The organism is Ralstonia sp. AU12-08 (genome assembly GCF_000442475.1).
Classification (GTDB): domain Bacteria; phylum Pseudomonadota; class Gammaproteobacteria; order Burkholderiales; family Burkholderiaceae; genus Ralstonia; species Ralstonia insidiosa.
Genome location: NZ_ASZV01000047.1, coordinates 348,093 through 371,992 on the forward strand (window position 1 = coordinate 348,093; position 23,900 = coordinate 371,992).

The 23,900-nt window shown below is 63.0% G+C and carries 28 protein-coding genes; 17 read left to right on the plus strand and 11 right to left on the minus strand.

Annotation, left to right across the window (positions count from 1 at the left end; all coding sequences use genetic code 11):
- Positions 1–5: 5 nt before the first annotated feature.
- A complete protein-coding gene (locus C404_RS53785) occupies positions 6–719 on the minus strand; it encodes a response regulator transcription factor (protein ID WP_021197119.1) in 714 nt (237 codons plus the stop codon).
- A gap of 104 nt (positions 720–823) precedes the next feature.
- Here C404_RS53785 and C404_RS0130410 point away from each other — a divergent pair, with 104 nt between their 5' ends.
- The gene (locus tag C404_RS0130410) at positions 824–1,051 is read left to right on the plus strand and encodes a DUF3717 domain-containing protein (RefSeq protein WP_031330061.1); all 228 of its coding nucleotides are present in this window, start codon (positions 824–826) and stop codon (positions 1,049–1,051) included.
- 18 nt (positions 1,052–1,069) lie between these two features.
- Here the strand turns inward: C404_RS0130410 and C404_RS53790 are convergent, their stop codons facing one another.
- The gene (locus C404_RS53790) at positions 1,070–1,375 is read right to left on the minus strand and encodes a 4a-hydroxytetrahydrobiopterin dehydratase (RefSeq protein ID WP_031330062.1); all 306 of its coding nucleotides are present in this window, start codon (positions 1,373–1,375) and stop codon (positions 1,070–1,072) included.
- Between the two features lie 47 nt (positions 1,376–1,422).
- Positions 1,423–2,379: a phenylalanine 4-monooxygenase gene (gene phhA, locus C404_RS53795; RefSeq protein ID WP_021197122.1), complete on the minus strand. Its 957-nt coding sequence runs from the start codon at positions 2,377–2,379 to the stop codon at positions 1,423–1,425.
- 138 nt (positions 2,380–2,517) lie between these two features.
- Between phhA and C404_RS53800 the strand changes: the two genes are divergently transcribed.
- The 4 genes from C404_RS53800 (at position 2,518) to C404_RS53815 (ending at position 5,821) form a co-directional block, all read left to right on the plus strand.
- Entirely contained in the window at positions 2,518–2,994 is a 477-nt protein-coding gene (locus C404_RS53800) for an Lrp/AsnC family transcriptional regulator (protein ID WP_021197123.1), read from the plus strand.
- Between the two features lie 94 nt (positions 2,995–3,088).
- Positions 3,089–3,859 carry a lysoplasmalogenase gene (locus tag C404_RS53805; protein WP_021197124.1) on the plus strand — a complete coding sequence of 257 codons (771 nt, stop codon included), beginning with the start codon at positions 3,089–3,091 and terminating at the stop codon, positions 3,857–3,859.
- 48 nt (positions 3,860–3,907) lie between these two features.
- Positions 3,908–4,909, plus strand: coding sequence for a delta(1)-pyrroline-2-carboxylate reductase family protein (locus tag C404_RS53810; protein WP_021197125.1), 1,002 nt, complete (start codon positions 3,908–3,910; stop codon positions 4,907–4,909).
- Between the two features lie 204 nt (positions 4,910–5,113).
- On the plus strand, positions 5,114–5,821 hold the full coding sequence (locus C404_RS53815) for an OmpW/AlkL family protein (protein ID WP_021197126.1): 708 nt from the start codon (positions 5,114–5,116) through the stop codon (positions 5,819–5,821).
- Positions 5,822–5,891: 70 nt separating this feature from the next.
- Here C404_RS53815 and C404_RS53820 read toward each other — a convergent pair whose 3' ends face one another.
- Entirely contained in the window at positions 5,892–6,092 is a 201-nt protein-coding gene (locus tag C404_RS53820; protein ID WP_021197127.1) for a heavy-metal-associated domain-containing protein, read from the minus strand.
- A gap of 158 nt (positions 6,093–6,250) precedes the next feature.
- Here C404_RS53820 and C404_RS53825 point away from each other — a divergent pair, with 158 nt between their 5' ends.
- From C404_RS53825 to C404_RS53835, 3 genes are all read left to right on the plus strand, one after another.
- Positions 6,251–8,485, plus strand: coding sequence for a heavy metal translocating P-type ATPase (locus C404_RS53825; RefSeq protein ID WP_031330063.1), 2,235 nt, complete (start codon positions 6,251–6,253; stop codon positions 8,483–8,485).
- Positions 8,482–8,925, plus strand: coding sequence for a Cu(I)-responsive transcriptional regulator (gene cueR, locus C404_RS53830; RefSeq protein WP_021197129.1), 444 nt, complete (start codon positions 8,482–8,484; stop codon positions 8,923–8,925). The genes C404_RS53825 and cueR overlap by 4 nt, the downstream gene beginning before the upstream one ends.
- Before the next feature lie 75 nt (positions 8,926–9,000).
- Positions 9,001–9,861 (plus strand): alpha/beta hydrolase, encoded by an 861-nt coding sequence (locus C404_RS53835; protein ID WP_021197130.1) that lies wholly within the window; start codon positions 9,001–9,003, stop codon positions 9,859–9,861.
- 151 nt (positions 9,862–10,012) lie between these two features.
- Here C404_RS53835 and C404_RS60130 read toward each other — a convergent pair whose 3' ends face one another.
- From C404_RS60130 to C404_RS53845, 4 genes are all read right to left on the minus strand, one after another.
- Positions 10,013–10,759: a hypothetical protein gene (locus C404_RS60130; RefSeq protein WP_152524489.1), complete on the minus strand. Its 747-nt coding sequence runs from the start codon at positions 10,757–10,759 to the stop codon at positions 10,013–10,015.
- 23 nt (positions 10,760–10,782) lie between these two features.
- Complete coding sequence (locus tag C404_RS53840) at positions 10,783–11,478, minus strand: hypothetical protein (RefSeq protein WP_160170186.1); 696 nt, start codon at positions 11,476–11,478, stop codon at positions 10,783–10,785.
- Between the two features lie 125 nt (positions 11,479–11,603).
- Positions 11,604–12,197 (minus strand): hypothetical protein, encoded by a 594-nt coding sequence (locus C404_RS58945; protein WP_021197132.1) that lies wholly within the window; start codon positions 12,195–12,197, stop codon positions 11,604–11,606.
- A 170-nt stretch (positions 12,198–12,367) separates the two neighbouring features.
- Entirely contained in the window at positions 12,368–12,712 is a 345-nt protein-coding gene (locus C404_RS53845; RefSeq protein ID WP_021197133.1) for a hypothetical protein, read from the minus strand.
- A gap of 449 nt (positions 12,713–13,161) precedes the next feature.
- Here C404_RS53845 and C404_RS53850 point away from each other — a divergent pair, with 449 nt between their 5' ends.
- The 6 genes from C404_RS53850 (at position 13,162) to C404_RS53875 (ending at position 19,877) form a co-directional block, all read left to right on the plus strand.
- On the plus strand, positions 13,162–14,796 hold the full coding sequence (locus tag C404_RS53850; protein ID WP_021197134.1) for a GMC family oxidoreductase: 1,635 nt from the start codon (positions 13,162–13,164) through the stop codon (positions 14,794–14,796).
- A gap of 244 nt (positions 14,797–15,040) precedes the next feature.
- The gene (locus C404_RS53855; protein ID WP_021197135.1) at positions 15,041–15,811 is read left to right on the plus strand and encodes an ABC transporter ATP-binding protein; all 771 of its coding nucleotides are present in this window, start codon (positions 15,041–15,043) and stop codon (positions 15,809–15,811) included.
- A 75-nt stretch (positions 15,812–15,886) separates the two neighbouring features.
- On the plus strand, positions 15,887–16,627 hold the full coding sequence (locus C404_RS53860) for an ABC transporter ATP-binding protein (protein ID WP_021197136.1): 741 nt from the start codon (positions 15,887–15,889) through the stop codon (positions 16,625–16,627).
- Positions 16,628–16,703: 76 nt separating this feature from the next.
- Positions 16,704–17,912: an ABC transporter substrate-binding protein gene (locus C404_RS53865; RefSeq protein WP_021197137.1), complete on the plus strand. Its 1,209-nt coding sequence runs from the start codon at positions 16,704–16,706 to the stop codon at positions 17,910–17,912.
- An 80-nt stretch (positions 17,913–17,992) separates the two neighbouring features.
- Positions 17,993–18,877 (plus strand): branched-chain amino acid ABC transporter permease, encoded by an 885-nt coding sequence (locus C404_RS53870; RefSeq protein WP_031330065.1) that lies wholly within the window; start codon positions 17,993–17,995, stop codon positions 18,875–18,877.
- 13 nt (positions 18,878–18,890) lie between these two features.
- The gene (locus C404_RS53875; protein WP_021197139.1) at positions 18,891–19,877 is read left to right on the plus strand and encodes a branched-chain amino acid ABC transporter permease; all 987 of its coding nucleotides are present in this window, start codon (positions 18,891–18,893) and stop codon (positions 19,875–19,877) included.
- A gap of 259 nt (positions 19,878–20,136) precedes the next feature.
- Here the strand turns inward: C404_RS53875 and C404_RS53880 are convergent, their stop codons facing one another.
- Complete coding sequence (locus C404_RS53880) at positions 20,137–20,373, minus strand: hypothetical protein (protein ID WP_021197140.1); 237 nt, start codon at positions 20,371–20,373, stop codon at positions 20,137–20,139.
- Between the two features lie 137 nt (positions 20,374–20,510).
- Between C404_RS53880 and C404_RS53885 the strand changes: the two genes are divergently transcribed.
- Together C404_RS53885 and C404_RS53890 are read left to right on the plus strand one after the other, a co-directional pair.
- Positions 20,511–20,951 (plus strand): hypothetical protein, encoded by a 441-nt coding sequence (locus tag C404_RS53885; protein ID WP_021197141.1) that lies wholly within the window; start codon positions 20,511–20,513, stop codon positions 20,949–20,951.
- Between the two features lie 35 nt (positions 20,952–20,986).
- Positions 20,987–21,745: a sulfite exporter TauE/SafE family protein gene (locus C404_RS53890; protein ID WP_031330066.1), complete on the plus strand. Its 759-nt coding sequence runs from the start codon at positions 20,987–20,989 to the stop codon at positions 21,743–21,745.
- On the opposite strand, the gene C404_RS53895 is transcribed toward C404_RS53890, so the two are convergent.
- The gene (locus tag C404_RS53895; RefSeq protein WP_021197143.1) at positions 21,735–22,121 is read right to left on the minus strand and encodes a cupin domain-containing protein; all 387 of its coding nucleotides are present in this window, start codon (positions 22,119–22,121) and stop codon (positions 21,735–21,737) included. The two genes, C404_RS53890 and C404_RS53895, sit on opposite strands and share 11 nt — an antisense overlap.
- A 191-nt stretch (positions 22,122–22,312) precedes the next feature.
- Between C404_RS53895 and C404_RS53900 the strand changes: the two genes are divergently transcribed.
- Positions 22,313–22,864, plus strand: coding sequence for a phosphonate degradation HD-domain oxygenase (locus tag C404_RS53900; RefSeq protein WP_021197144.1), 552 nt, complete (start codon positions 22,313–22,315; stop codon positions 22,862–22,864).
- On the opposite strand, the gene C404_RS53905 is transcribed toward C404_RS53900, so the two are convergent.
- Positions 22,850–23,806 (minus strand): SDR family oxidoreductase, encoded by a 957-nt coding sequence (locus C404_RS53905; protein ID WP_021197145.1) that lies wholly within the window; start codon positions 23,804–23,806, stop codon positions 22,850–22,852. The two genes, C404_RS53900 and C404_RS53905, sit on opposite strands and share 15 nt — an antisense overlap.
- Positions 23,807–23,900: the final 94 nt, after the last annotated feature.

Sequence of the window (23,900 nt, forward strand, 5' to 3'; positions counted from 1 at the left end):
GAGGGCTAGGCTGCCGCGCCGCGTGCCTGCAGCAGATAACCGAAGCCGCGCACGGTGACGATCTCGGCGTCGGAGTGTTCGATCTTGCGGCGCACGCGGTGCACGTAGACCTCGATGGCCGTATCGCCCACCACGTCGTGGCTGGCTTCACCAATGGCATGGCCGAAGCTGGCCAGGTGGTCCTGCAACTGCACCTTGCTGACCACGCGACCCTGCCGCAGCATCAGCAACTCCAGCACGGCAAACTCGCGCGGCGACAGTTCCAGCGGTGCCGCCTCGACAAAGATGCGCCGCTCGATGCCGCTCATGCGCAACCGGCCAACCAGAATGTCCGGGCGTGCGATCGGTTCGGTTGGATCCCCACGCCGGCGCAGCAATGCCTGCACGCGTGCCACCAGTTCGAGCATCTCGAAGGGCTTGAGCAGGTAATCGTCTGCACCGGCATTCAGGCCGTTGACCTTGTCGAGCAGGCCATCTCGCGCGGTGAGAATCAGCACCGGCGTGGCACGGTCACGTGTTCGAAATTGCGACAGCAGCGTCATGCCATCGATGCCCGGCAAACCAAGATCGAGAATCACCAGATCGTGCGTCTGTTTGGCGAGCTGCTCGGCGGCAAACACACCGTCATGCACCGTGTGCACGCGATGCCCGGCCTGGGTGAGTCCGGCGTGAATACCGCTGGCAATGGCGCGGTCGTCTTCAATCAGCAGGATGCGCATGGAATGAGCCTGGATGCGGCGGTCCTTCAATCGGAATGGAGTGGGGCGAGGAAGCGCACAGAAAAGGGCAATCCGCACGCATAGTGCAGCGCTACAATGCGCGGATGACCGATGCCCTGCTCACCATCACTGACCTGGAGGCCGCCATCAACTTTTGGCGCGCCCGTTCGCCCGCCGAGGGCGAGGAATTGCGGCTGTGTGCCGAGGCGTCGGCGCTGGCCAAGCCGTATGCGCTGATGATTGTACAAGGCGCCACCCGCATCGCCCCTGAGCAACTGGGCGATAAGGCGCGGGCGGCGTTTGAGGCGTGGCGCGCCGCAGTGGGCGCGTAGCTCGGGACTCGGCTGGCGTTATTTCGCGCCGGTGCTCTTCGCGGCCTGCTCGATGAAGCGCGCGAGATCGGCGTCACGGTGCGTGAGGCCGTTTGCGTCATGCGTAGACAAGGTGATGTCCACGCGATTCCACACGTTGAACCACTCCGGGTGGTGATTCATCTGCTCGGCCTTGATCGCCACGCGCGTCATGAAGCCGAACGCGGCGTTGAAGTCGGCAAAGGTGAAGGTCTTCTGGATCGCATCGCGGTCGCTCTGCAGTGTCCAGCCGGGCACTTCGGCAAACAGGGCCTTGCGTTGGTCGTCGTTCAGGGTGGGCATCATGATGTCTTGCGGAATATGGGTGTGAATGCGCGCAGTATAGTCAGCGCTCAAATATCCGCCGTGTCTGCCCAACCTTCGCGGTTGCCGACGTTCAGCACCAGATCGCCTTCCACGACATCGCCCGCACCGATGGTCGGCAGCGCGGCGAGTTCTTCATACAGCGGCGTGAAGTCCGGGCGCGTGGCGTCGAACAGTTGCTCGAAGCTGTCGATGGTGAAGTAGGTCTTCTGGAACGTGTCGATGCGGTAGCGCGTGCGCATGATGCGGCGCACATCAAAGCCGATGCGGTTCGGGCTGGCCGAATCCAGTGCGTACACCGATTCACTCTTGCTCGACACGATGCCTGCGCCGTAGATGCGCAGACCGGCCGGCGTGCGGATCAGGCCGAACTCCACCGTGTACCAGTACAGGCGCGCCAGCATGTCGAGCTGCCCCAGGCGTGCTGCCTTCAGGCCGCCCTTGCCGTAGGCTTCCATGTAGTCGGCAAAGATCGGGTTAATCAGCAGCGGTACGTGACCGAAGATGTCGTGAAAGCAGTCCGGCTCTTGCAGGTAGTCGAGCTGATCGGGGCGGCGCATCCACCAGCTGGCCGGAAAGCGGCGGTTGGCCAGGTGGTCGAAGAACACTTCGTCCGGCACCAGACCCGGCACGGCAACGATCTGCCAGCCGGTAGCGCGCATCAGCGTTTCATTGAGCTGGTCGAACGACGGCACGCCCTCGCGGCTCATGCCCAGGGTCGACAGGCCTTGCAGAAATTCATCGCACACGCGGCCCGGCAACAGGGCTTCCTGGCGGTCGTACAGCGTGCGCCAGGTGGCGTGGTCGGCGGCGGTGTAGCGGTGCACCGGCTGCTGCATGGTGAAATCAGCACGCAGCGTCTGGCCGTCCAGGCCCTCGGCGAATTGTTCGCGCAGTTTGTCGGTCAGGGTGCCGTTGAAGCCTGTGGGTGCCGCATGTTGGGCCGCGTTTTGGGCAGCGTCGGGGGCGGTGGTTGCGATGTCCATTTGTGATGTCGATCTTGTCCAATCAGAGTCCGGCCAGTGTATTGGGGAGGCCACGCGGATTGGCCGCAAAACCGGCTTCCATTGCACGCGGTTTGCGGATTTCATGCAAAATCCTGCCTATCAACGCAGGAGATTTGCATGATTTCCATGGATAACTTCGATCTGGCCCTGCTAGCAGCACTTCAGCGCGATGGCCGTGCGACCCACCAGCAGCTTTCGGAGCAGGTGCACCTGTCGGCCAGCCAGGTTGGGCGGCGCCTGGCGCGCCTTGAGTCCGAAGGGGTGATCGAAGGCTATCGGGTGGTGCTGTCGCCGACCGGACTGGGGCTGGGCGTGACGGTGTTCGCGAGCGTCAAGCTCGCCCACCACGGCGATGCCATCGTCGAGCGCTTTCACGAAGAAATCAGCCTGCTCGACGCCGTGCAAGAGTGCTATTCGGTGGCTGGCGATGCCGATTACATGCTGCGCGTGGTGGTGCCGGATCTGCCCGCGCTGTCGGAGTTTGTGATGCGCAAGCTGATGCGCGTGCCGGGTGTGGACAATGTGCGTTCCAACATCGTGCTGACGGCGCTTAAGCGCGATGGTGCGTTGCCACTATCACACCTTGGTGGGTGATTCGCGCCTTGCGCAGGGGTGCGCGGCGTGTCACGCTGCAAGCCGACAATCACTTTGCAGCAGTTGAATAGCCTGTCTTGGGCGGGAGACCACGATGGTTGAAGGACACACCACGCATCCGGCGCACCCGCTGGCGCATCTTGCGGGCGGCTACGGCATGCCGGCGCGGGTTCGCGCGTGGTGGGTGGCCGCAGCCATCGCGGGTGTCACCTACGGCGGCATGCTGACCATGGTGGCCGTGGAAGTGCCGCCCGGCACGCCGTTGGTCGGCCGCATCGCTCTGCAGCCGCTGTGGAAGATGCTGATGGCGCTGCTGCTGGCGCGCGCCGCCGCGTTGCACGAGGTGCCGCGCGAGCGCCGCTGGTTGATCGGCGCCATGATGTTCTCTGCGCTGGGGGATTTGTGGCTGGCGCTGCCGGGCTTTACGTTCTCGTTCATTGCAGGCTTGAGCAGCTTCCTGGTGGCGCACCTGTGCTACCTGCGTGTGCTGGTCGGGCTGCGCGGGGCGTCGTCGCCCCTTCGCCTGCTCGGGGTCGGGGCCATGATTGGCGTGGCCATCGGCATGCTGGTCTGGTACTGGCCTGGCCTGGGCGAGATGAAGGGGCCGGTCATTGTCTATATGGTGGTGTTGTCGTCGATGGTGTGTGCGGCCTTGCTGGCGCGTTTGCCTGGGCCGCTCACGGCTTGGGGTGCGATCGCCTTTGCCGCCTCCGACGCGATGATCGGCATCAGCGTGTTCGTCTTTCCGTTCACCGACCATGAGCTGGCGATCTGGTGGAGCTACGCCGGCGCCCAGCTTCTCATCAGCGCTGGGCTGCTGACGCGCCGCACGCCACCGCCGCCGCGCCGGGTTGTTCCGGCGTAATCAGCGCAAGGCCCATCCCCCCGTTTCCATCCGCTGCAGGAGTCCCCGATGCTGCAGACTCTCGACGCCGCCGCCACGGCGGTCCGCCTGCCTTACGCCGCGCTGGCCGATGCCATTGCCCAGGTATTGCGCGATGCGCGCGCCGGCAAAGCCCAGGCGCCTGCGCGGCTGGTGATGCCGGTGCCCGGCCCGGGCAGCCTGCTGCTGATGCCCGCATCCAATGCCGACATCGCCATCACCAAAATGATCACCGTGCACCCGCACAACCCGGCGCGCAGCCTGCCGGCCATCCACGGCGAGGTGGTGGTGATGGATGCGCAGACCGGCGTGCGCCGCCTGCTGTTGGATGGCCCGACCGTGACTGCACACCGCACCGCAGCCGTATCGCTGCTTGCCGCGCGCCTGCTGGCCCCGGAGCCGGCGGGGGACTTGCTGTTGATTGGCTCCGGTGCGCAGGCACGCGCGCACCTGGAGGCGTTCCGCTTCGGGCTGGGCACACGGCGCGTGACCATCATTGCGCGCACGGCGGACAGTGCCGAGGCGCTCGTCGTTTATGCGCGCCAACTCGGCATGGATGCCACAGCAGTGGCTGGGGGCGATGCAACGGGCGTGGCGCAAGCCGCCCGCGTGGTGCTGCCGCAAACGCCGCTGGTCGTTACCGCGACGCCCTCGGCGCAGCCGGTCTTGCCCGATCTGGCAGGCCCGGATTACCCGGATGGCTACGCATGGAGCCCACATCACTTCATCGCGGCGGTTGGCGCGTTCCGGCCCGACATGGCGGAACTGCCGCCGCGCCTGTGCGTGCAGGCGGCAGCGGGCAATCGGCTCTACGCCGATACGCTGGTCGACCTGGAAGTCGAAGCCGGTGATCTGCTGCAGGCGGGGGTGCCGTGGTCGCGTGTGCGGCCGCTACAACAGTGCGTCGATGCGCCGCAAGACACACTTGCGCAGGCACCGCCGGTGTTGCCGGTGGTGTTCAAGAGCGTCGGCAGCGCGTTGTGGGATCTGGCCGCATGCGTGCTGGCGCTGTCCAAGTCCAAGCCTGTTTAAAAACTGAGCATGTGCTGAAGACGCCCGCCGCAGGCCGGTTTGGCGTGGCGCTTATAACAGGAAACCTCTAGAAAAAGGGTTCTAGCCGGGGCAATCACACGGGATAATGGCCATCCCTTCCGCCTGGGAGGAGACTTAGAACGCACCAGCAAACGTTCAAATTGCGTTTGCCTTGGATGCGTCTCAACAGGAGCACGTACAGAGATGGCCTATAAAAAAGCACTGGCGGCCGCCGCCGGGATGATCCTCGCCACCGCCGCGCACGCACAGGCTGCCGGCAGCAACATCGTCAGCGCAGGCTGGTTCCGCGTGATGCCGAACAGCTCGAGCGACCCGCTGAAGATCACCAGCCCCATCCAGATGACGGAGACGGGTACGGGCGCCAAGATCAAGGACGCTGATACCGTCGGTCTCGCTTTCACGCATTTCTTCACTGACAACTTTGCGGTGGAACTGGTGGGTGGCATTCCACCGCGCCACAAAATTGAAGGGACGGACAAGCTGTCGAGCTTCGGTGAGATCGGCTCGGCCAAGCAGTGGAGCCCGGCTGTGCTGGCCAAGTGGTACTTCTTCAACGCCGACGCCAAGTTCCGTCCGTACGTTGGCGCGGGCCTGAACTACACGTGGTTCAGCGATGCCAAGATCACCAACAGCGCGTTCCAGACGCAACTGGGCGGTCCGGGCAGCACCAGCAGCGTGTCGACCAGTAGTTCGCTTAACCCGGTGCTGAACGTGGGCGCGACCTACGCCATCACCAAAGATTGGTTCGTCGGCCTGTCCGTGTCGTACCTGCCGCTGAAGACGACCGCGACGATCGACACCACGACGGTCACGGGCGTGCATGTCGTGAGCGAAGCGAAGATCAAGATCAACCCGGTCGTGACCTTCCTGAACGTCGGCTACCGCTTCTAAGCCGGTTCAGCGCAAACAAAAAGGCGTGCCACTGCGGCACGCCTTTTTTGTTGTCTGCCTGATGCGCGGTTTATGCAACCGCCTTGACCGGATAACCGGCTTGCTCAATAGCCGCCTTCACAGCATCGGTGGCGGCGCCGCTGGTGACGGCCACGGTCTGCGTGGACAGATCGACTTGCACGCTGGCGGCGGCATCCACCTGTTGCACCGCACGGGTGACGGCAGACACGCAATGGCCGCAGCTCATACCTTCCACAGAAAACGTCGCCATGGTTCGGGCTCCTGAATCGAGAGAAAAGAGGGGAGAGGAAGTCACGGCTGCAGTATGAACCTTCCCATCATGGGAAGCGCAAGTGTAAGATCAATGCTTGACCTTACCAAGATGGGAAGGTCTAGGCTGATGCCATCTTCCCCGAAATGGACGCTTCCATGACTGCCGCCAGCCCCGTCGCCGAACTTGACGACGCTTCAACTGACCTCGACATCAGCGGGATGACCTGTGCCGCCTGCGCGGGCCGGGTAGAACGTGCCCTGCGCGCTGTGCCCGGCGTGACTGAAGCCAGCGTGAACCTCGCGACCGAACGTGCCCGCGTACACGGCGGGGCGACCCGTGATGCGCTGGTCGCTGCCGTGACGGCCGCCGGCTATGAGGCACGCGTTGCGGCAGACGAGACCGCAGCGCCCGTCGCCATCGAAACGGATTTCTGGGACGGCGCCGGCCCCGTGTGGATTGCCGCCGCGCTGTCCGTGCCGCTGGTGCTGCCGATGATCGCCGGCTGGATCGGCAGCGACTGGATGCTGCCCGCCTGGGTGCAATGGCTGCTGGCGACGCCGGTGCAGTTCGTGATCGGCGCGCGTTTCTACAAGTCGGGTTGGAAGGCCGCGCGTGCGGGTGCCGGCAATATGGATCTGCTGGTCGCGCTGGGTACGTCGGCGGCGTATGGGCTGTCGCTGTGGCTGTGGTGGCGCGCGGGTGCGGATGCGATGCCGCATCTCTACTTTGAGAGTGCCGCCGTGGTCATCACGCTGGTGCGCCTGGGTAAGTGGCTGGAAGTGCGCGCCAAGCGTCAGACGGCGCAAGCCATTCGCGCACTGCAGGCGCTGCGCCCGGACATGGCCCGCGTGCGCGGCGTTGATGGCACGCTGCGTGACACGCCCGTCGCGAAGGTGCGTGTGGGCGACGTGGTGTCGGTGCGCGCAGGGGAGCGCATCCCCGTGGATGCCGTGGTGCTCGAAGGCGCCAGCCATGTCGATGAATCCATGCTGACTGGCGAAAGCTTGCCCGTGCCCAAGCGCGAAGGCGATCGCGTGACCGCCGGCGCCATCGCCACGGATGGCGTGCTGCTGGTGCGCACCACGGCCATCGGTGCGGACACCATGCTCTCGCGCATCATCCGCCTAGTGGAAGACGCGCAAGCCGCCAAGCCGCCGATCCAGCAACTGGTGGACCGCGTGAGCGCGATCTTCGTGCCGGCGGTGTTGGTGGCAGCGTTGCTCACGCTGGCCGGTTGGGCGATCGCCGGGGCAGCGTGGGAGACGGCCATCGTCAATGCGGTGGCCGTGCTGGTGATTGCCTGCCCGTGCGCGCTCGGTTTGGCGACGCCGTCGGCCATCATGGCAGGCACCGGTGCGGGCGCACGGCGCGGCATCCTGATTGCCGATGCACAGGCACTGGAGCGTGCGCAGCAAGTGGACTTCGTCGTCTTCGACAAGACCGGCACGCTCACCGTCGGCCAGCCGCGTGTGACGGCGGTGGAAGCGGCACCCGGTGTGGATGCTGATGCGCTGCTCGATCAGCTCACCGCGCTGCAGGCCGAGAACACCCACCCGCTCGCACATGCCACGCGTGCGTACGCGGTTGAGCGAGGCCGCACGAAAGGTCGCACAATCGCGCCCGCACAATCGCCCGAAGTGCTGGCCGGACGCGGCACGCGCGGCATCGTGAGCGGCGCATCACTGCAACTCGGTAACGCGCGCTGGATGGATGAACTCGGGCTCGATCGCGGTGCATTGCAGGCCCGTGCCGATGCGCTGGAAGCTCAGGGCAACACCGTCTCGTGGCTTGCACAAAGCAACCAAGGTGGTGTGCAACTGCGTGGCTTGATTGCGTTTGGTGATGCGCTCAAGCCGGGCGCCAAGGCGGCAGTGGCTGCGCTGCAGGCTCGAGGTGTCCGCACCGCGCTCGTGACCGGAGATAACGCAGGCGCCGCACGCACGGTGGCCGCTGCACTCGGCATCGACGAAGTGGCCGCGCAAGTGCTGCCGCAAGACAAGGCGGCACGCGTGACAGCCTGGCAGCAGAGCGGCCACGTAGTCGCGATGGTGGGCGATGGCATCAACGATGCGCCCGCGCTGGCTGCGGCCGACGTCGGCATCGCCATGGCCACCGGCACGGACGTCGCCATGCAGGCTGCCGGCGTCACGCTCATGCGGGGCGAGCCGCGCCTGGTGAGCGATGCGCTCGACCTCTCGCGCCGCACCGTCGCCAAGATTCGCCAGAACCTGTTTTGGGCCTTCATCTACAACGTGGTGGGCATTCCGCTGGCAGCCTTCGGCCTGCTCAGCCCCACCTTTGCCGGCGCGGCGATGGCGTTCTCCAGCGTGAGCGTCGTCACCAACGCGCTGATGCTGCGCCGCTGGCAAGCCTCCGGAGACCGCGCATGACGCAGACCGATCTCAACGCAACCCAAGCGCCGGTCAATATCGGCGAGGCCGCCAAGGCGAGCGGCGTGTCGGCCAAGATGATCCGCTACTACGAGAGCATCGGCCTGCTGCCGCCCAGCCCGCGCACCGAGGGCAACTACCGTATGTACGACGCGCGTGCGCTGCATGTACTGCGCTTTATCCACAGGTCGCGCTCGCTCGGGTTCGCGCTGGAAGAGATTCGCACGCTGCTGTCGCTCTGGCATGACCGCGAGCGTGCCAGCGCCGATGTGAAGGCCGTCACGATGCGCCATGTGGCCGACCTGGACGCACGCATCCGCGAGTTGCAAGGCATGCGCGACACGCTCATGACGCTGGCCAACGCCTGCCATGGTGACGACCGGCCCGACTGCCCGATCCTCGAAGGCGTAGCCGGCGACGAAGGGGCCTGCTGCCACTGAGGGAAGCCTCCAGAGCCCTCCCTTGTGGCGAGAGGCGTCTATGCCACAATCTGGCAACCCAACGAGGAGACGCCCATGACGCAAGCCCCTGCCGAGGTCAACGTGGTTGAAAGCCGCCAGCGCATGAAGGACCACACCGAGCTGTTGGTCCGGACCTGGTTACCCGCGCCCGACAGCGGCGAACCGCGCGGTACCGTCATCCTCGTTCACGGCATGGCTGAGCACAGCGGGCGTTATCCACATGTGGCCAAGGTGCTCACCGATCTTGGCCTGCGCGTACGGGCCTTCGACCTGCGCGGCCATGGCAAGAGCGGCGGCCCGCGCATGGCACTCGACGCGCAAGACAACTACCTCACCGATCTCGCAGAAATCATCGACGCGGCCGTCGCTGAATGGCATGAAATGCCGTTTGTGCTCGGGCACAGCATGGGTGGGCTGATCGTCGCGCGCTTTACGACTGCGCGTATTCGGCCGGTGCGCGGCGTGTTGCTGTCATCGCCCGCGCTGCGCGTGAAGCTGCCGCCGGGGGCGGGCATTGTGCGCGGCATTCTTTCCGCACTGGCGCCGCGGTTGGCGGTACCCAATCCGGTGGACCCGGCCAAGCTCTCGCATGATCCGAGCGTCGGTCCTGCCTACCGGGCCGACCCGCTGGTGCAGAGCACGATCAGTGCTTCGCTGCTTGAATTCATGCTCAACGCGATTACGCAGGCGCAGCAGGATGCGCCGCGTCTGGAAGCGCCGATGCTGCTGATGGCGGGTGGTTCTGATTCGATTGTTGATCCGTCGGGCAGTCGGGATTTCTATGCGAATGCGCCGGAAGAACTGCGCACGCTGGCGTGGTTCGACAGCGGCTATCACGAGATCTTCAACGAGGCAGAACCGTTGCGTGGTGAGGTGTTTGGGAAGATGACGACGTGGTTGGCTGACAGAATTTGATGCGGGTTGTTTGAGCAGAGCAAACGTATGAAGGAAATCTGGAAAATTTTGCCCAGCTATCGAGGGAATTTGTCAGCGCAAATCACAGGGGATATATATTTTATTTAAATTAATTAAATGTAGATATTGGGGCCGAAGGAATTTCATTGGGCTACTCTGATTTGCATATTTTTGTTGTTAAGCGGGTCACGCGATAGTAGTTTGAAAAGGGAACAAGGTCTGGGAGGGTTGCAAATACAAATTTTTCTGATTCCAACTTGGCAACCTCATACTCAACTGCTCTGTGGCGCAAGGAATCAAGTGATGAAATAAGGGGATTCCAAACTTGATTATTAAAAACCACGGGTGGAGTAATAGGATTGTCGGCGGTCCATGGTGGAGTTGGAAAGACGGGCATGAGAAATTGATTTGCTACAAGTGTTACAAGATTGCTTGCTTGTTGGGTAGGGGTATTAATTTTTCCCGAAGAATCATAGCTGCTTGTGCCCCAAACATAATGGGTATAGTAGTTGCCGTTATTTTCGCGTAGCTCAGTAGTAAAATTCAGATATAAAAGAGGAAGCCTAGCATTTAGGTGCCAATTTAATGGGTGTGCGGGGTCTTCCGCATTCTTATCGGATGCTGCTAGCTTTTTTATTGCTTCGACGGAAAGTTTTGTGGATGTATCTCTTTCGGCGGCTATCTGGCGGTCATAACCTTTGCCGGTCGAGTCGTATATGTTCTTAATTTCAGGAGGATGAGCGCAGAGTAAAACCCCGATTGGGCATCCACTTAAATCATTGTACTGTACGTTGCGGTCTAGATCGAAGTTGCCGGTGATTTCACCAGTGTTGGGAGTGAAAGGGCCGCTGAAAATATGGGAGACTATTTTGTAGTCGTATGCTTCTTTAGGCTCCACGAGTTTGTTTAGGCCGGAAATTGTTATTTGCCTAATTTTTCCCGGGCAGGTTTTTCGATATGCATATAAGTTTTGATGAAGTTGTGTCCGGAGAGCTCTGCCGTATCGAACGGGATCGAAACATTGGCTGGCAAAACTTGGTCTGAGATGATGGACCGCAGCGCGTTGATAATGACATCAGCATCGGAGGTGATGTACTCCCCCCCGCCCGCTACGTAGTTGGCTGGACTTGCCACACCAATCGTCCCGAAGCTTCCAGGGGTGACCTCTGGGTTCGTGTACAGAAGGCGATGAGAAGCGTTGGCGTACAGGTTGCCTTGGGAGTGGGCTACCAGCAAGACTCGCCTGCCGTTATCAAGGATGTCTCGCGTGTAGTCCGTCACATGGGTGGTAACTCGGCCATCAATGTAGCTGTTCTCCGCTTCCCACTTCTTCTTGAGTTCTGCTGTGGACTCGTTCTCCGTTTTGACAATTAAATCCAGGATGAACTTTGCGAGTTCAGGCGATAGACCTTCGATCAACCCTAAAGACGCGCGCACGAGCAATTCCCAAGAGAGGCTGGGGTTCTCAGCAAGCTTCTGTTGGAAAACGCGTGAAAGGTCGTCTATGAAACCACCCGTAGGATTGATTGCATTTGAGTAGCTGATGGGGACGCCGTTAAAGCGGGTGCCGATCATATTTGAAAGCTCTCGCCGGCTTGCTTCCCAGTCCTCTGGCACGTTTCGGATTCCGTTACCAAAGTAGATGCGATAACGCGATTCGCATTTTGTTTCTACTTGAGCGCTTGTAGGGGACGGAAGCATTGCGAGAGCTAGACTGCATGTCATCGAGAGGGTAGTTGTTCTCAGTCGCATGGTTTGTCTCCCGCGTAGGCATCGACTGTTTGACCTGCAAGATTGTCTTGCGCCCTTGTAGAGGCATTGAGGCGCTCTCGGGTATTGAGGAACATCGCGAGAACATCCTTGGTCGCGTCAAGCCAACCGGCACCCAGCCGACTCTGCGTACATGCAAAGGCACGCCAAAGATCTTGCGCAGCGGCGTGGGCTTTCTCTGGTGTGGTAGCAGTCAAGATGAAGTTCTGACGTGCCTTGGCGTACTGCATCATTGCGGCCCGTTGTGCGGGGTCCGGGTACTTTTTCTCGATGTAGCGTTCGATGTCGTCCCGTACGCCATTCTTATTGGCGTCGATTCCAGCGACGGACGCATCGAAGTCAGTGGATTTCACGCCGGGGCGACCGGCCTGGTTTTCGACCGCACCAACCTGTGGATTCAGGCGTGACCCGTTGTTGTTCTGGGTATAGCCGGATGTCGCAGATGTGTTGCCCGTTGTTGAGTCGGCCGCCGATTTCTGGGCATCGCTCTCACTTGTGTATGAGAACGACCACCAAGCCGCGGCAACCGAGCACACGGCAACCGCGGCAAAGATTTTCGCCTTCACGTCTCCCCCTTTGGCAGGGCATATGGCTCATACCCCGCGCTGGACGTTTATTTAGGTGCGTTCCAGAAACCTAGGAAGGGAAGCAAGCTTGTGCAAGTCAGGTGTGTGATCTTTTGCTTAGTATTGACTTACGTTGGGCGCGGCATTGGCGCCGCGCCATAACCGGGGCCTTAATTCGCCGCCGGCTTTACATCGATGTTGTCCTGCAGGCCCAGCGCTTCATCTGCCAATGTCTCAGCAGCAACGCGGCAAAGTGCAAGAAGGTCGGAGACTGTGTTCGGGCGAAGAATGCTCGAACCGTCTGCATCGTTGTTTGCAACTAGCCTCAAAACTGTGCCGATGCCGCGAGCGACAGTCTCAGTCGTGTCGCATAGGCGCAGGAGCGATTGTGTGTCCTGCGTATTGAGAGGCTCGATGGAGCCGTAGAGTGGGAATGGTGAAAAGCCAGAGATCGCGTGATCAAGAAGAGGGAGGTCTTGGCTTACCGGTGGCGTTGTGACGCGCAGATGGGTCATATCTAACTCCTTGAGAAGTTTAGACCCGCGCCCCGCTGCTAAACGGGGTGGGCGGGCACAAGTCAGGGTTAGCAGACCGACTCAAGGACCGGCAGGACCGAAGTCCTCCCTGTCAAGGCCCGCCCGTATGGGCGAACGCGAACGGAACACCAATCGGCATGATTGGTGCCCGCCTTGAGTCGTCGGCTGCTAAACCGATCGTCGCTGTTTACGACGCGCAGAGTATAGCCCGCGAGGCTGGTATCAACGCCACGCTATGGGCTAGAAAACAGTCCGCCACAAATCCCCCCAATCCCGTGCAAAATGACCCTTCACCATCTTGGGCGCGCCCTTCTTTGGCAAGACAAAGAAAGTGAGTCAGCCCCGGCAGGGGATGAAACAAGGGATGCACCACAAGAGCAAAAACAAAAACAAAACCCAGCAACACCAAAGAGAAAAAGCACGGAGACATGGAAACCTACGACTACATCATCATCGGCGCAGGCTCCGCGGGCTGCGTCCTCGCCAACCGCCTGACGCAAGACCCCGACATCTCTGTGCTGCTGCTCGAAGCCGGCGGCAAGGACGATTACCACTGGATCCACATCCCCGTCGGCTATCTCTACTGCATTGGCAACCCACGCACCGATTGGCTTTACCGCACACGCGAAGAGCCCGGCCTGAACGGCCGCTCACTCGGCTACCCACGAGGCCGCGTACTGGGCGGCTGCTCATCCATCAACGGCATGATCTACATGCGCGGCCAGCGCGAAGACTACGACGGCTGGGCCGCCATCACCGGCGATGCGTCGTGGAAGTGGGACGCCGTGCTGCCGCTCTTCAAGGCCAGCGAGAACTACCACGGCGGTGCCAACGAATGGCACGGCGCCAGCGGTGAATGGCGCGTTGAAGCGCAACGCCTGCAGTGGCAAGTGCTGGAGACCTTCATCGAGGCCGCCGTGCAGGCGGGCATCCCGCGCACGAGTGACTTCAACCGTGGGGACAACTTCGGCGTCGGCTATTTCGAGGTCAACCAGAAACACGGCATCCGCTGGAACACGGCCAAGGGCTTTCTGCGTCCGGCATCGCAGCGGCCCAACCTGACCATCGTGACCGGTGCGCAGGTGCGCTCGCTTACGTTTGACGGCAAGCGCTGCACGGGCGTGACGTATCGCGGGGCAGGGCAGGACTACACGGTGGCCGCGCGTGAAGAGGTGATCCTCTCGGCTGGGGCGATCAACTCGCCGCAGCTGCTGGAGCTGGCGGGCATCGGTCAGCCGGAGCGGCTGCAGGCGCTGGGCATCCACGTGCGTCAGGCGCTGCCGGGCGTGGGCGAGAACCTGCAGGACCATCTGCAACTGCGCAGCGTGGTCAAGGTGCACGGTGTGCCGACGCTCAACACGCGCGCCGCTAACTGGTGGGGCAAGGCGCTGATCGGCATGGAGTACGCGTTCAACCGCAGCGGGCCGATGAGCATGGCGCCATCGCAGTTGGGGGTGTTCGCGCGCTCAAGTCCGCAAGTGTCGCGGCCGGATGTGGAGTACCACGTGCAACCGCTCTCGCTCGACAAGTTTGGCGATCCGCTGCATGCGTTCAACGCCTTCACCGCCAGCGTGTGCAACCTGCGGCCGACCTCGCGTGGCTCGGTGCATGTCACTTCGGCCGATCCGTTTGCCGCACCCGTGATCGCCCCCAATTACTTATCCACAGAGGAAGACCGCAAGGTCGCGGCCGATTCACTGCGCCTCACGCGCCGCATCGTTGCGCAACCGGCGCTGGCGAAGTACCGGCCGGAGGAATACCTGCCCGGCCCCAGCTATCAGACCGACGAAGACCTTGCCCGCGCCGCCGGCGATATCGGCACCACCATCTTCCACCCGGTCGGCACGTGCCGTATGGGGCGGGCGGATGACGCGGGTGCGGTGGTCGATGCGCAGTTGCGCGTGCACGGCATTGCGGGACTGCGCGTGGTGGATGCGTCCGTCATGCCGACCATCACCTCGGGCAATACCAACTCGCCGACGATCATGATTGCGGAGAAGGCGAGCGAGATGATTCGGGCGGCGCGCAAGGCGCGTGCACGCGGCGAGCCGGTGGCCGCCTGACGCCGGTTTGCGGGCCGATGACACGGGCGTGACACGCGCCGGTGTCATATCGATAGGCAATCGGTATTGCTCCGATACGTAACTCTACGTAACCCGCGTCGGTCAGCCGCAAAGCCAGTACCGGCGCGGGTTTCGGGGCCGTAAGCGACGCGTAATCGTCTTGGTACAAACCCCGATGTTTTGCGACGCAACAGCCGTTGACAATCGTCCGCACCAAAAAAGAGGCGGGAGACCAGAGGGAATCATGGCGCAGGACATCATTCTCGAAACGCGCGGACTGACCAAAGCCTTCAAGGGCTTTACCGCCGTGTCCGACGTCAACCTGCGCGTGCAGCGTGGGTCGATCCATGCGCTCATCGGCCCGAACGGTGCCGGCAAGACGACCTGCTTCAACCTGCTGACCAAATTCCTGGTGCCCACGCGCGGCACCATCCTGTTCAACGGCGTCGATATCACCGCGGAAAAGCCGGCGCAGATTGCGCGGCGCGGCGTGATCCGCTCGTTCCAGATCTCCGCCGTGTTTCCGCATCTGACGGTGATGGAAAACGTTCGCGTTGGACTGCAGCGCCAACTCGGTACGGCATACGCGTTCTGGCAAAGCGAGCAATCGCTCAATGTCTTGAATGACCGTGCAATGGCGCTGCTCGAACAGGTGGGCCTCACGCAGTTCGCCCACACCGTCACGGTGGAGCTGCCCTACGGCCGCAAGCGCGCGCTGGAGATTGCCACCACGCTGGCGATGGAGCCCGAGCTGATGCTGCTCGACGAGCCCACGCAGGGCATGGGCCACGAAGATGTGGACCGCGTGACGGAGCTGATCAAGCGCGTGTCCGAAGGCCGCACGATCCTGATGGTGGAGCACAACATGAATGTGGTGTCCTCCATCGCCGACAAGATCACGGTGCTGCAGCGTGGCCAGATCCTGGCCGAAGGCCCGTACGAAGACGTCTCGAAGAATCCGCAGGTGATGGAAGCCTATATGGGCACCGCCGATGCGGCGCTGGAAGGCCACTGATCAGCGCTGACTGATCCGCGATGCGGCCGCACGCTGCATGACTGAACGCTTGACCCGAACACACGAGAACACTGCATGAGCACGCCCGCGCTCCAGATCAAGGACCTGCACGCCTGGTACGGTGAATCGCACATCCTGCATGGTGTCGACCTGACCGTGAACCGCGGCGAGGTCGTCACGCTGCTCGGCCGCAATGGCGCGGGCCGTACCACCACGCTGCGCGCCATCATGGGCCTGGTGGGCTCGCGCAAGGGCTCGATCGTCGTGCACGACGCCAGCGGCCAGGGCATCGAGACCATCGACCTGCCGACGCACAAGATTGCCCACTGCGGCATCGGCTACTGCCCGGAAGAGCGCGGCATCTTCTCCAGCCTGTCGTGCGAAGAGAACCTGATGCTGCCGCCGGTGCTCAAGGACCAAGTTGCCAAGAGCGGCAACCCAGGCATGAGCATCGACGAGATCTACGCGATGTTCCCCAACCTGAAGGAGCGTCGTCAGAGCCAGGGCACGCGCCTGTCGGGCGGTGAGCAACAGATGCTGGCGGTCGGGCGCATCTTGCGCACCGGCGCGAACTTGCTGTTGTTGGATGAGATTTCCGAGGGGTTGGCCCCGGTAATCGTGCAGGCGCTGGCCCGCATGATCCTGATGCTCAAGAAGCGTGGCTACACGGTGGTGATGGTGGAGCAGAACTTCCGCTTTGCCGCGCCGCTGGCCGATCGCTTTTATGTGATGGAACACGGCCGCATCGTCGAGCGTTTCGAGGCGGCGCAGTTGCAGGACAAGATGCCGGTGCTGCACGAGCTGCTCGGCGTTTAACGCGTTGTCGATATCGATTTGCTTCACCACCGCGCGACGCGTCACAAGCGATGCGCGCACTACAGGAGACAAGACCATGACACTCAAGAAGCTGGCTGGTGCATTGATGGCGGTAGGACTGGGCACTGTGGCATTCGGTGCGCACGCGCAGGTGAGCGGCGACAAGGTGAAGATCGGCTACATCACCGATCTGTCCGGCCTGTATGCCGACATCGACGGGCAGGGCGGTGTCGAGGCCGTGAAGATGGCGATCGAAGACGCGGGCGGCAAGGTGCTCGGCAAGCCGATCGAACTGGTCACGGCCGATCACCAGAACAAGGCTGACATCGCGGCATCCAAGGCACGCGAGTGGATGGACCAGCAGGGCATCGACATGCTGCTGGGTGGCACCAACTCCGCCACGTCGCTGGCGATGAGCAAGGTGGCGGCCGAGAAGAAGAAGGTGTTCATCGGCATTGGCGCCGGCACAGCCCGCCTGACCAACGAGGAGTGCACGCCGTACACGATCCACTACGCGTATGACACGGTGGCGCTGGCCAAGGGCACCGGCAGCGCGGTGGTCAAGCAGGGCGGCAAGTCGTGGTTCTTCCTGACCGCCGACTACGCCTTCGGCCACTCGCTGGAGAACGACACTGCAGCCGTGGTGAAGGCCAACGGCGGCACGGTGGTGGGCTCGGTCAAGCACCCGCTGTCGGCGTCGGACTTCTCGTCATACCTGCTGCAGGCGCAGTCGTCCAAGGCGCAGATCCTGGGCCTGGCCAACGCCGGCGGCGACACGATCAACTCGATCAAGGCGGCCAAGGAATTCGGCATCACCAAGTCGATGAAGATCGCTGGCCTGCTGATGTTCATCAACGACGTGCACAGCCTGGGCCTGCAAACGGCCGAAGGCCTGCTGATGACCGACAGCTGGTACTGGGACATGAACGACGCCACGCGCAAGTTCGCCAACCGCTACTTCATGAAGATGAAGAAGATGCCGAGCAGCTTGCAGGCCGCCGACTACTCGGCCGTGTCGAACTACATCAAGGCGGTGGCCGCCGCCGGCACGGACGATCCGGACAAGGTGATCGCGCAGCTCAAGAAGACCAAGATCGACGACTTCTACACCAAGGGCTACATCCGCCAGGACGGCCGTGGCATCCACGACATGTACCTGCTGCAGGTGAAGACGCCGGCCGAATCGAAGAAGCCGTGGGATTACCTGAAGGTGGTCGCGACGATTCCGGGCGAGCAGGCGTTCGCCACGCAGGCAGAATCGAAGTGCGCGCTGTGGAAGAAGTAAGCGTGTAAGAACCGGCGCCGCTGTCCAATGGAAGGCGGCGCCGTCAATCGTGTTGGTGTGGTGTTCTCTTCTTGACCGCAATGGAAATCTTCGGCGTTCCGCTACCGGCCATGCTCAGCCAGCTGCTGCTGGGCCTGGTCAACGGTTCCTTCTATGCGATGTTGAGCCTGGGCCTTGCGGTCATCTTCGGGCTGCTCAACGTCATCAACTTTGCGCACGGGGCGCTGTTCATGCTGGGCGCAGTGCTCACGTGGATGGGCTTCTCGTACCTGGGTGTGCCGTACTGGGCGATGCTGGTGCTCTCGCCGCTGGTGATCGGCCTGTTGGGCATGGTGATCGAGCGTACGCTGCTGCGCTTCATCTACAAGCTCGACCATCTGTATGGCCTACTGCTCACGCTGGGCGTGACGTTGGTCATCGAGGGCGTGTTCCGCGCCATCTACGGCGTGTCGGGCCTGCCGTATGACACGCCCGAGCTGCTGCAGGGTGCCACCGACCTCGGCTTCATGATGCTGCCCAACTACCGCGCGTGGGTGGTGGTGGCCTCGCTGGCGGTGTGCTTCGCCACGTGGTTCATGATCGAGAAGACCAAACTGGGTGCGTACCTGCGCGCCGGCACCGAGAATCCGAAGCTGGTGGAAGCCTTTGGCGTGAACGTGCCATTGATGGTCACGCTCACCTACGGCTTTGGTGTGGCGCTGGCGGCGTTTGCCGGTGTGCTGGCGGCACCCGTCATCCAGATCTCGCCGCTGATGGGGCAGAGCATGATCATCACCGTGTTTGCGGTGGTGGTGATCGGCGGCATGGGGTCGATCATGGGCTCCATCCTCACCGGCCTCGGCCTGGGGGTGATCGAAGGGCTGACCAAGGTGTTCTATCCACAGGCGTCGGCCACGGTGGTGTTCGTGATCATGGTGCTGGTGCTGCTGGTGCGTCCGGCCGGCCTGTTCGGTAAAGAGAAATAAGCGAAGCGGCACGATGCAAAACACTTCTTCCCTCAAATACGTCCTGTACGGCCTGCTGCTGGTGGCGCTGATTGCGGCGCCGCTGGTGGGTGCGTACCCGGTGTTCGTTGCCAAGCTGCTGTGCTTTGCGCTGTTTGCGTCGGCGTTCAATCTGCTGCTGGGCTACACGGGGCTGCTGTCGTTCGGGCACGCGGCGTTCTTTGGCGGCGCGGGCTACGTGGCCGGCTACATGATGCGCGACCTGCACGTCACGCCGGAACTCGGTCTGCTGGCCGGCACGGCGGCGGGCGCGTTCATCGGCTTGATCGTCGGCCTGCTGGCGATCCGCCGCCAGGGCATCTACTTCGCGATGATCACGCTGGCGCTCGCGCAGATGCTGTACTTCTTCTGCCTGCAGGTGCCGTTCACCGGCGGTGAGGACGGCCTGCAGGGCGTGCCGCGCGGCAAGCTGTTCGGCATGCTGGACCTGTCGTCCGACATGACGCTGTACTACGTGGTGCTCGTCATCGTCGCGCTGGCCTTCCTGCTGATCGTGCGCACGATCCACTCGCCGTTCGGGCAGATCCTCAAAGCCATCAAGGAAAACGAGCCGCGCGCCATCTCTCTCGGCTACGACACCGACCGCTTCAAGCTGCTGGCCTTCGTGCTGTCGGCGGCACTCACGGGCCTGGCCGGCTCGCTCAAGACACTGGTGCTCGGCTTCGAGACGCTGACGGACGTGCACTGGTCAATGTCCGGCTCGGTGATCCTGATGACGCTGGTGGGCGGCCTGGGCATCCTGTCGGGCCCGATCCTGGGTGCGGCACTGGTGATTGCGCTGGAAAACAAGCTGGGCGACATCGGCACCTTCCTGGCGGGCGCCACCGGCATCGACGGCTTCAACGTGCTGGGCGAATCGGTCACGACGGTCACGGGCGCGATTTTCGTGATCTGTGTGCTGACCTTTCGCCGCGGCATCATGGGCGAAATTGCTGCGCGGCTACCTTGGTTGCGGCGCTAGGGTCACAATGACCGCAAATGGCGTCGCACTCCCCCCGAAAGGATGATCTTGGCGCCGATTTGGTGCTTGGTGCACCGTAAGGGTTTGCTCTAGTTGTTGCGTTGCGGTGCATTCTTTACAGTCTCGTTACGGTTTTCGCACGAGATAAATGAGGCGGGAGCGAGGAGACGACAGCACACACCGCACGAAACGGTGGAGATGCTAAATAGAACAGAGGCCCTGCCAGGCGATCCCCGGCAGGGCCTTTTAGTTTGTGCCTTCAGTGCGCGGCGCTCGCCGCCAACAGAGCCCGGCCCCGGGCGCTGACCGTCACAAGATGTTGCTCTGGTGACGCCCCGGGCGCGCAGTCCACCAGCCCGTCGATGCACGCATCTTCCCAGATCGACAAACGCGGGCACGATGTCCGCCACGTCTCCAAAACCTCCGCATAAGGCCTGGGCCGCTCGGCCAGTGACTGCAGCAATTGCAGGGTGAGGGCACGGGTGGGGTCGGTCATGGCGGGCTCCGTTTTCGGGTTGTCCACATATCCACATATCCACAGTCTCGTCGGCGCCGGCGCACAAGAGAAATGCATTCGCAGTCGACGCCTATGCGCGCGCTGCATGACAATGGCGTCTTCGCTTCGAGCCGCCCATGACCCTGTCCACCCGTCTTGCCACGCCGGATGACCGGCCCCGCCTGTTGGCTGCCATCGCATCGAGCGCGTCACCGCTGCAATTGGCGCACGCCGTCGATACGCTGCTGGCCCAGCCGAGCGCGCATCCGTGCTTTCTCGTTGAGGCGGACGACGGGGCATTGGTTGGTGTCGCGCCGATCACGCTCGTACCGCACTTGGCGCTGGGCGGGTTGGTGGCGTGGCTGCCGGTCGGCGTACTGCTGTTTTCCGATGACGTAGCCACGCGTGACACTGCCTTGGCCGCCGTCAATGAGTACGCCCGCGCACATGGCATACTCCACGTCCTGCTGCCGCCTGCAGCGCTTGCCGCGTATGACGCCACCGCGCTCGGCTTTGCGCCGGATGCGTCCGGTTGCTGGCGGCGTAGCGCGCGTCCGTCGCCCAAATCGCTGGGCTAGTCCTTCCCGCTCACCTGCCTGTCTCTACTCCCCTGATGGAATTCGCTTTGCTCGCCGTGGCCGGCTTTCTGGCTGGCCTGATCGATGCCGTGGCCGGTGGCGGCGGCCTGGTGCAGATTCCCGCGCTGTTCTCCGCGTACCCGAACATTGCGCCGGCCACGCTGATCGGCACCAACAAGGTCGCGTCGATGTCGGGCACGGCCACGGCGGCGGTGCGCTACGGCCGCACGGTACGCATCAACTGGGGCGCGACGGCGCCGGCGGTGGTCACCGCATTTGCCTTCTCGCTGCTGGGCGCGTGGGCGCTCGTGCACATCCCCGCCGAACCACTGCGCCGCGCGCTGCCGTTCGTGCTGGCCGCGCTGCTGATCTACACGGTGGCGAAGAAGAACCTGGGTGCAGAACACGCCCCTAGCCTCGCAGGTTGGCGCGAGCGCGCTGCGGCGCTGCTGGCCGGTGCCGTGATCGGCTTCTACGACGGCGTGTTCGGCCCGGGCACCGGCAGCTTCCTGATGATCGTGTTTGTGCGCGTGTTCGGCTACGACTTCCTGCACGCATCCGCCTCCACCAAGATCGTCAACCTGGCGACCAATGTGGCGGCCTTGCTGCTGCTGGCCGCCAAGGGCCACGTGTGGTGGCAGCTTGGCCTGGTGATGGCGGTGGCCAACGTGGCCGGCAACCAGGTCGGCAGCCACCTTGCGCTGCGGCACGGCAGCCGCTTCGTGCGCAAGGTGTTCATCGTGGTGGTGCTGGCGCTGATTTTGAAGACGGCTTACGACGCCTTCATCCGTTGAATTGCGTGTCGAGCGCCACGGTGCGCTCGGTGATCACGTCACCCGTGTGCTGCGTGGTCACGGTTTCGATGAGCATGATCCCGCACTCTTCGTCGGCCGCATCCACACTCGGGCAGTGGCGCACACCGCGCGGCACCACGCAGAATTCGCCGGGGCCGAGGTGGACGTCGTCGCGGTCTTCGAAGGCGATCTTCAGGCGGCCGTAGACCACGAAGAACAGCTCATCCTCATTCGGGTGGTCGTGCCAGACGAATTCTCCCTTGAGCTTGGCGACCTTGATGTACTGGTCGTTGACCTGGCCGACGATGCGCGGCGACCAATAGTCCGTGACCTGTTCCAGCGCGTTTGCGACCTGCACCGCGTGTCCTGCGAGCATGATGGGCTCCGATGTGTGGGGCGTGGGGAGGCCCTGAAGATAAGGGCGCGCCTGGCGCATTCCCAACCAATCTTTCTAATCGCACGGATCACGCGGGCTAATGCCGGCGCGCGCGCCGATGGCGCTGTCACCGGTTTGACGCATGCGCGCACTACGCTGCAAAGTTCCGCCTTCATTTGTGCAGCAGCACCATGGCCCTGAGCCTCGACGACATCCAAACGCTATTCAAGCGCCACGGCGACATCGCCTACAGCGGCGAGCCCGTCACCCAGCTTGAACACGCGCTGCAGACCGCCGCGCTGGCGGAGCAGGCGGGGGCATCGGATGCGCTTATTACCGCTGCGCTGCTGCATGACCTCGGGCATCTGCTGAACCTGCAAGGCGATACGCCCACCGCGCACGGCATCGACGATCAGCACCAGTACTTTGCGCTGCCGTTCCTGCGTGCGACGTTTCCTGACGCGGTGCTGGAGCCGATCCGCCTGCACGTGGATGCCAAGCGTTGCCTGTGCGCGATGGATGCGCATTACTACGCGCGCCTGTCGGCCGATTCCGTGCGCAGCCTGGCGCTGCAGGGCGGGGTGTTTTCCGCGGAAGAGGCCGAGGCCTTCATGCAGCGCCCCTACGCGGCGGACGCGCTGCAGCTGCGCCGCTGGGACGACCTCGCCAAGGTGGCGGGCCAGTCGACGCCCGATCTCGCGCACTTTCTGGCGACGGCTGCGCGCGTCTCAAACGCAGCGTAGGCTGCGCAGCGTCGTGCCCACGGCCTCATCCCACGGGGTGTGCGGCTCGGCGCCCAGCGTTTGCACGAGCTTGGCGTTGTCCATGCGTACCGGTTGCTGCCACAGATAACGCATTTCGCGCATCTCGCGCATCGTCTCTGAAAACGGCGACAGGACCGGCAGAATCCACCACGGGAAGATGCGCGTCTTCACCGAGCGGCCAACGCTGTGACCGATCGAGCGGGGCATCTGCGTGCCGTCGGCGTCCCAGTGGCCACGCATGTGATAGACCGCGAAAGCGGGCAGGCGGTCGCCTTGCTCGACCAGGCGCAGCATCGTTTCGGCCACATCCGGCAGATACGCCCATTGGTGCCCGACGCCGCGTGCGTTAGGGACGGTGACGGTGCCGACAGCCTTGCCCGGCCGCACCAGCGCGGCGGCAAACCAGTTGTTGCCCGTGTGCGGTCCGAAGAAGTCGCCCGCGCGCACGATCAGACTGCGCACGCCATTGGCGCTGGCGGCCTGCATGCGGCGCTCCAGTTCCACGCGGATCTTGCCCTTGCGCGTAAGCGGCTGTTGCGCGGTGTTCTCGCGCAGCACGGGAAAGGTGTCGGGCGCAAAGTTGTACACCGTGCCGGGCAGCACGATGCGTGCGCCCGAAGCGCGGGCTGCGGCGATCGTGTTGTCGATCATCGGCAGCACTTGGCCAGCCCAGTTCTTGTAGCCCGGCGGGTTGACGGCGTGGATGATCAGTTCGGCGCCTTGTGCGGCTCCGACCACGTCCTCGCGCACCATGGCATCACCTTGCACCCACTCGAAGGCGGTGTTGCGATCCACTAGCGCATCCGGATTGCGCTGCAGTGCGCGCACGTGCCAGCCACGTGCCACCAGACGCCGTGCCACTTCGCCACCGATGCCACCGGTGGCGCCCAGTACCAATGCGATGCGTTTTGCTTGTTCCATGACCCTGCTCCCGAGTGAATGAGCGTTGCGATGGAGGCATTCTGGTCGCGCTTGTGCTTCAATGGAATTGTTGATGATGATCGTGCAGCTATAC

What these genes read in the sequence shown, in the direction of transcription:
- C404_RS53835 (WP_021197130.1), top strand. Translation starts at nt 9,001, where the DNA reads ATGACGCAAGCCCCTGCCGAGGTCAACGTGGTTGAAAGCCGCCAGCGC.
- C404_RS53825 (WP_031330063.1), top strand. Translation starts at nt 6,251, where the DNA reads ATGACTGCCGCCAGCCCCGTCGCCGAACTTGACGACGCTTCAACTGAC.
- C404_RS53845 (WP_021197133.1), bottom strand. Translation starts at nt 12,712, where the DNA reads ATGACCCATCTGCGCGTCACAACGCCACCGGTAAGCCAAGACCTCCCT.
- C404_RS53805 (WP_021197124.1), top strand. Translation starts at nt 3,089, where the DNA reads ATGGTTGAAGGACACACCACGCATCCGGCGCACCCGCTGGCGCATCTT.
- C404_RS53880 (WP_021197140.1), bottom strand. Translation starts at nt 20,373, where the DNA reads ATGACCGACCCCACCCGTGCCCTCACCCTGCAATTGCTGCAGTCACTG.
- C404_RS53790 (WP_031330062.1), bottom strand. Translation starts at nt 1,375, where the DNA reads ATGATGCCCACCCTGAACGACGACCAACGCAAGGCCCTGTTTGCCGAA.
- C404_RS53820 (WP_021197127.1), bottom strand. Translation starts at nt 6,092, where the DNA reads ATGGCGACGTTTTCTGTGGAAGGTATGAGCTGCGGCCATTGCGTGTCT.
- C404_RS53885 (WP_021197141.1), top strand. Translation starts at nt 20,511, where the DNA reads ATGACCCTGTCCACCCGTCTTGCCACGCCGGATGACCGGCCCCGCCTG.
- C404_RS53855 (WP_021197135.1), top strand. Translation starts at nt 15,041, where the DNA reads ATGGCGCAGGACATCATTCTCGAAACGCGCGGACTGACCAAAGCCTTC.
- cueR (WP_021197129.1), top strand. Translation starts at nt 8,482, where the DNA reads ATGACGCAGACCGATCTCAACGCAACCCAAGCGCCGGTCAATATCGGC.
- C404_RS0130410 (WP_031330061.1), top strand. Translation starts at nt 824, where the DNA reads ATGACCGATGCCCTGCTCACCATCACTGACCTGGAGGCCGCCATCAAC.
- C404_RS53865 (WP_021197137.1), top strand. Translation starts at nt 16,704, where the DNA reads ATGACACTCAAGAAGCTGGCTGGTGCATTGATGGCGGTAGGACTGGGC.
- C404_RS53785 (WP_021197119.1), bottom strand. Translation starts at nt 719, where the DNA reads ATGCGCATCCTGCTGATTGAAGACGACCGCGCCATTGCCAGCGGTATT.
- C404_RS53815 (WP_021197126.1), top strand. Translation starts at nt 5,114, where the DNA reads ATGGCCTATAAAAAAGCACTGGCGGCCGCCGCCGGGATGATCCTCGCC.
- C404_RS53870 (WP_031330065.1), top strand. Translation starts at nt 17,993, where the DNA reads ATGGAAATCTTCGGCGTTCCGCTACCGGCCATGCTCAGCCAGCTGCTG.
- C404_RS53850 (WP_021197134.1), top strand. Translation starts at nt 13,162, where the DNA reads ATGGAAACCTACGACTACATCATCATCGGCGCAGGCTCCGCGGGCTGC.
- C404_RS53810 (WP_021197125.1), top strand. Translation starts at nt 3,908, where the DNA reads ATGCTGCAGACTCTCGACGCCGCCGCCACGGCGGTCCGCCTGCCTTAC.
- phhA (WP_021197122.1), bottom strand. Translation starts at nt 2,379, where the DNA reads ATGGACATCGCAACCACCGCCCCCGACGCTGCCCAAAACGCGGCCCAA.
- C404_RS53905 (WP_021197145.1), bottom strand. Translation starts at nt 23,806, where the DNA reads ATGGAACAAGCAAAACGCATCGCATTGGTACTGGGCGCCACCGGTGGC.
- C404_RS53895 (WP_021197143.1), bottom strand. Translation starts at nt 22,121, where the DNA reads ATGCTCGCAGGACACGCGGTGCAGGTCGCAAACGCGCTGGAACAGGTC.
- C404_RS53875 (WP_021197139.1), top strand. Translation starts at nt 18,891, where the DNA reads ATGCAAAACACTTCTTCCCTCAAATACGTCCTGTACGGCCTGCTGCTG.
- C404_RS53890 (WP_031330066.1), top strand. Translation starts at nt 20,987, where the DNA reads ATGGAATTCGCTTTGCTCGCCGTGGCCGGCTTTCTGGCTGGCCTGATC.
- C404_RS53900 (WP_021197144.1), top strand. Translation starts at nt 22,313, where the DNA reads ATGGCCCTGAGCCTCGACGACATCCAAACGCTATTCAAGCGCCACGGC.
- C404_RS53860 (WP_021197136.1), top strand. Translation starts at nt 15,887, where the DNA reads ATGAGCACGCCCGCGCTCCAGATCAAGGACCTGCACGCCTGGTACGGT.
- C404_RS53800 (WP_021197123.1), top strand. Translation starts at nt 2,518, where the DNA reads ATGATTTCCATGGATAACTTCGATCTGGCCCTGCTAGCAGCACTTCAG.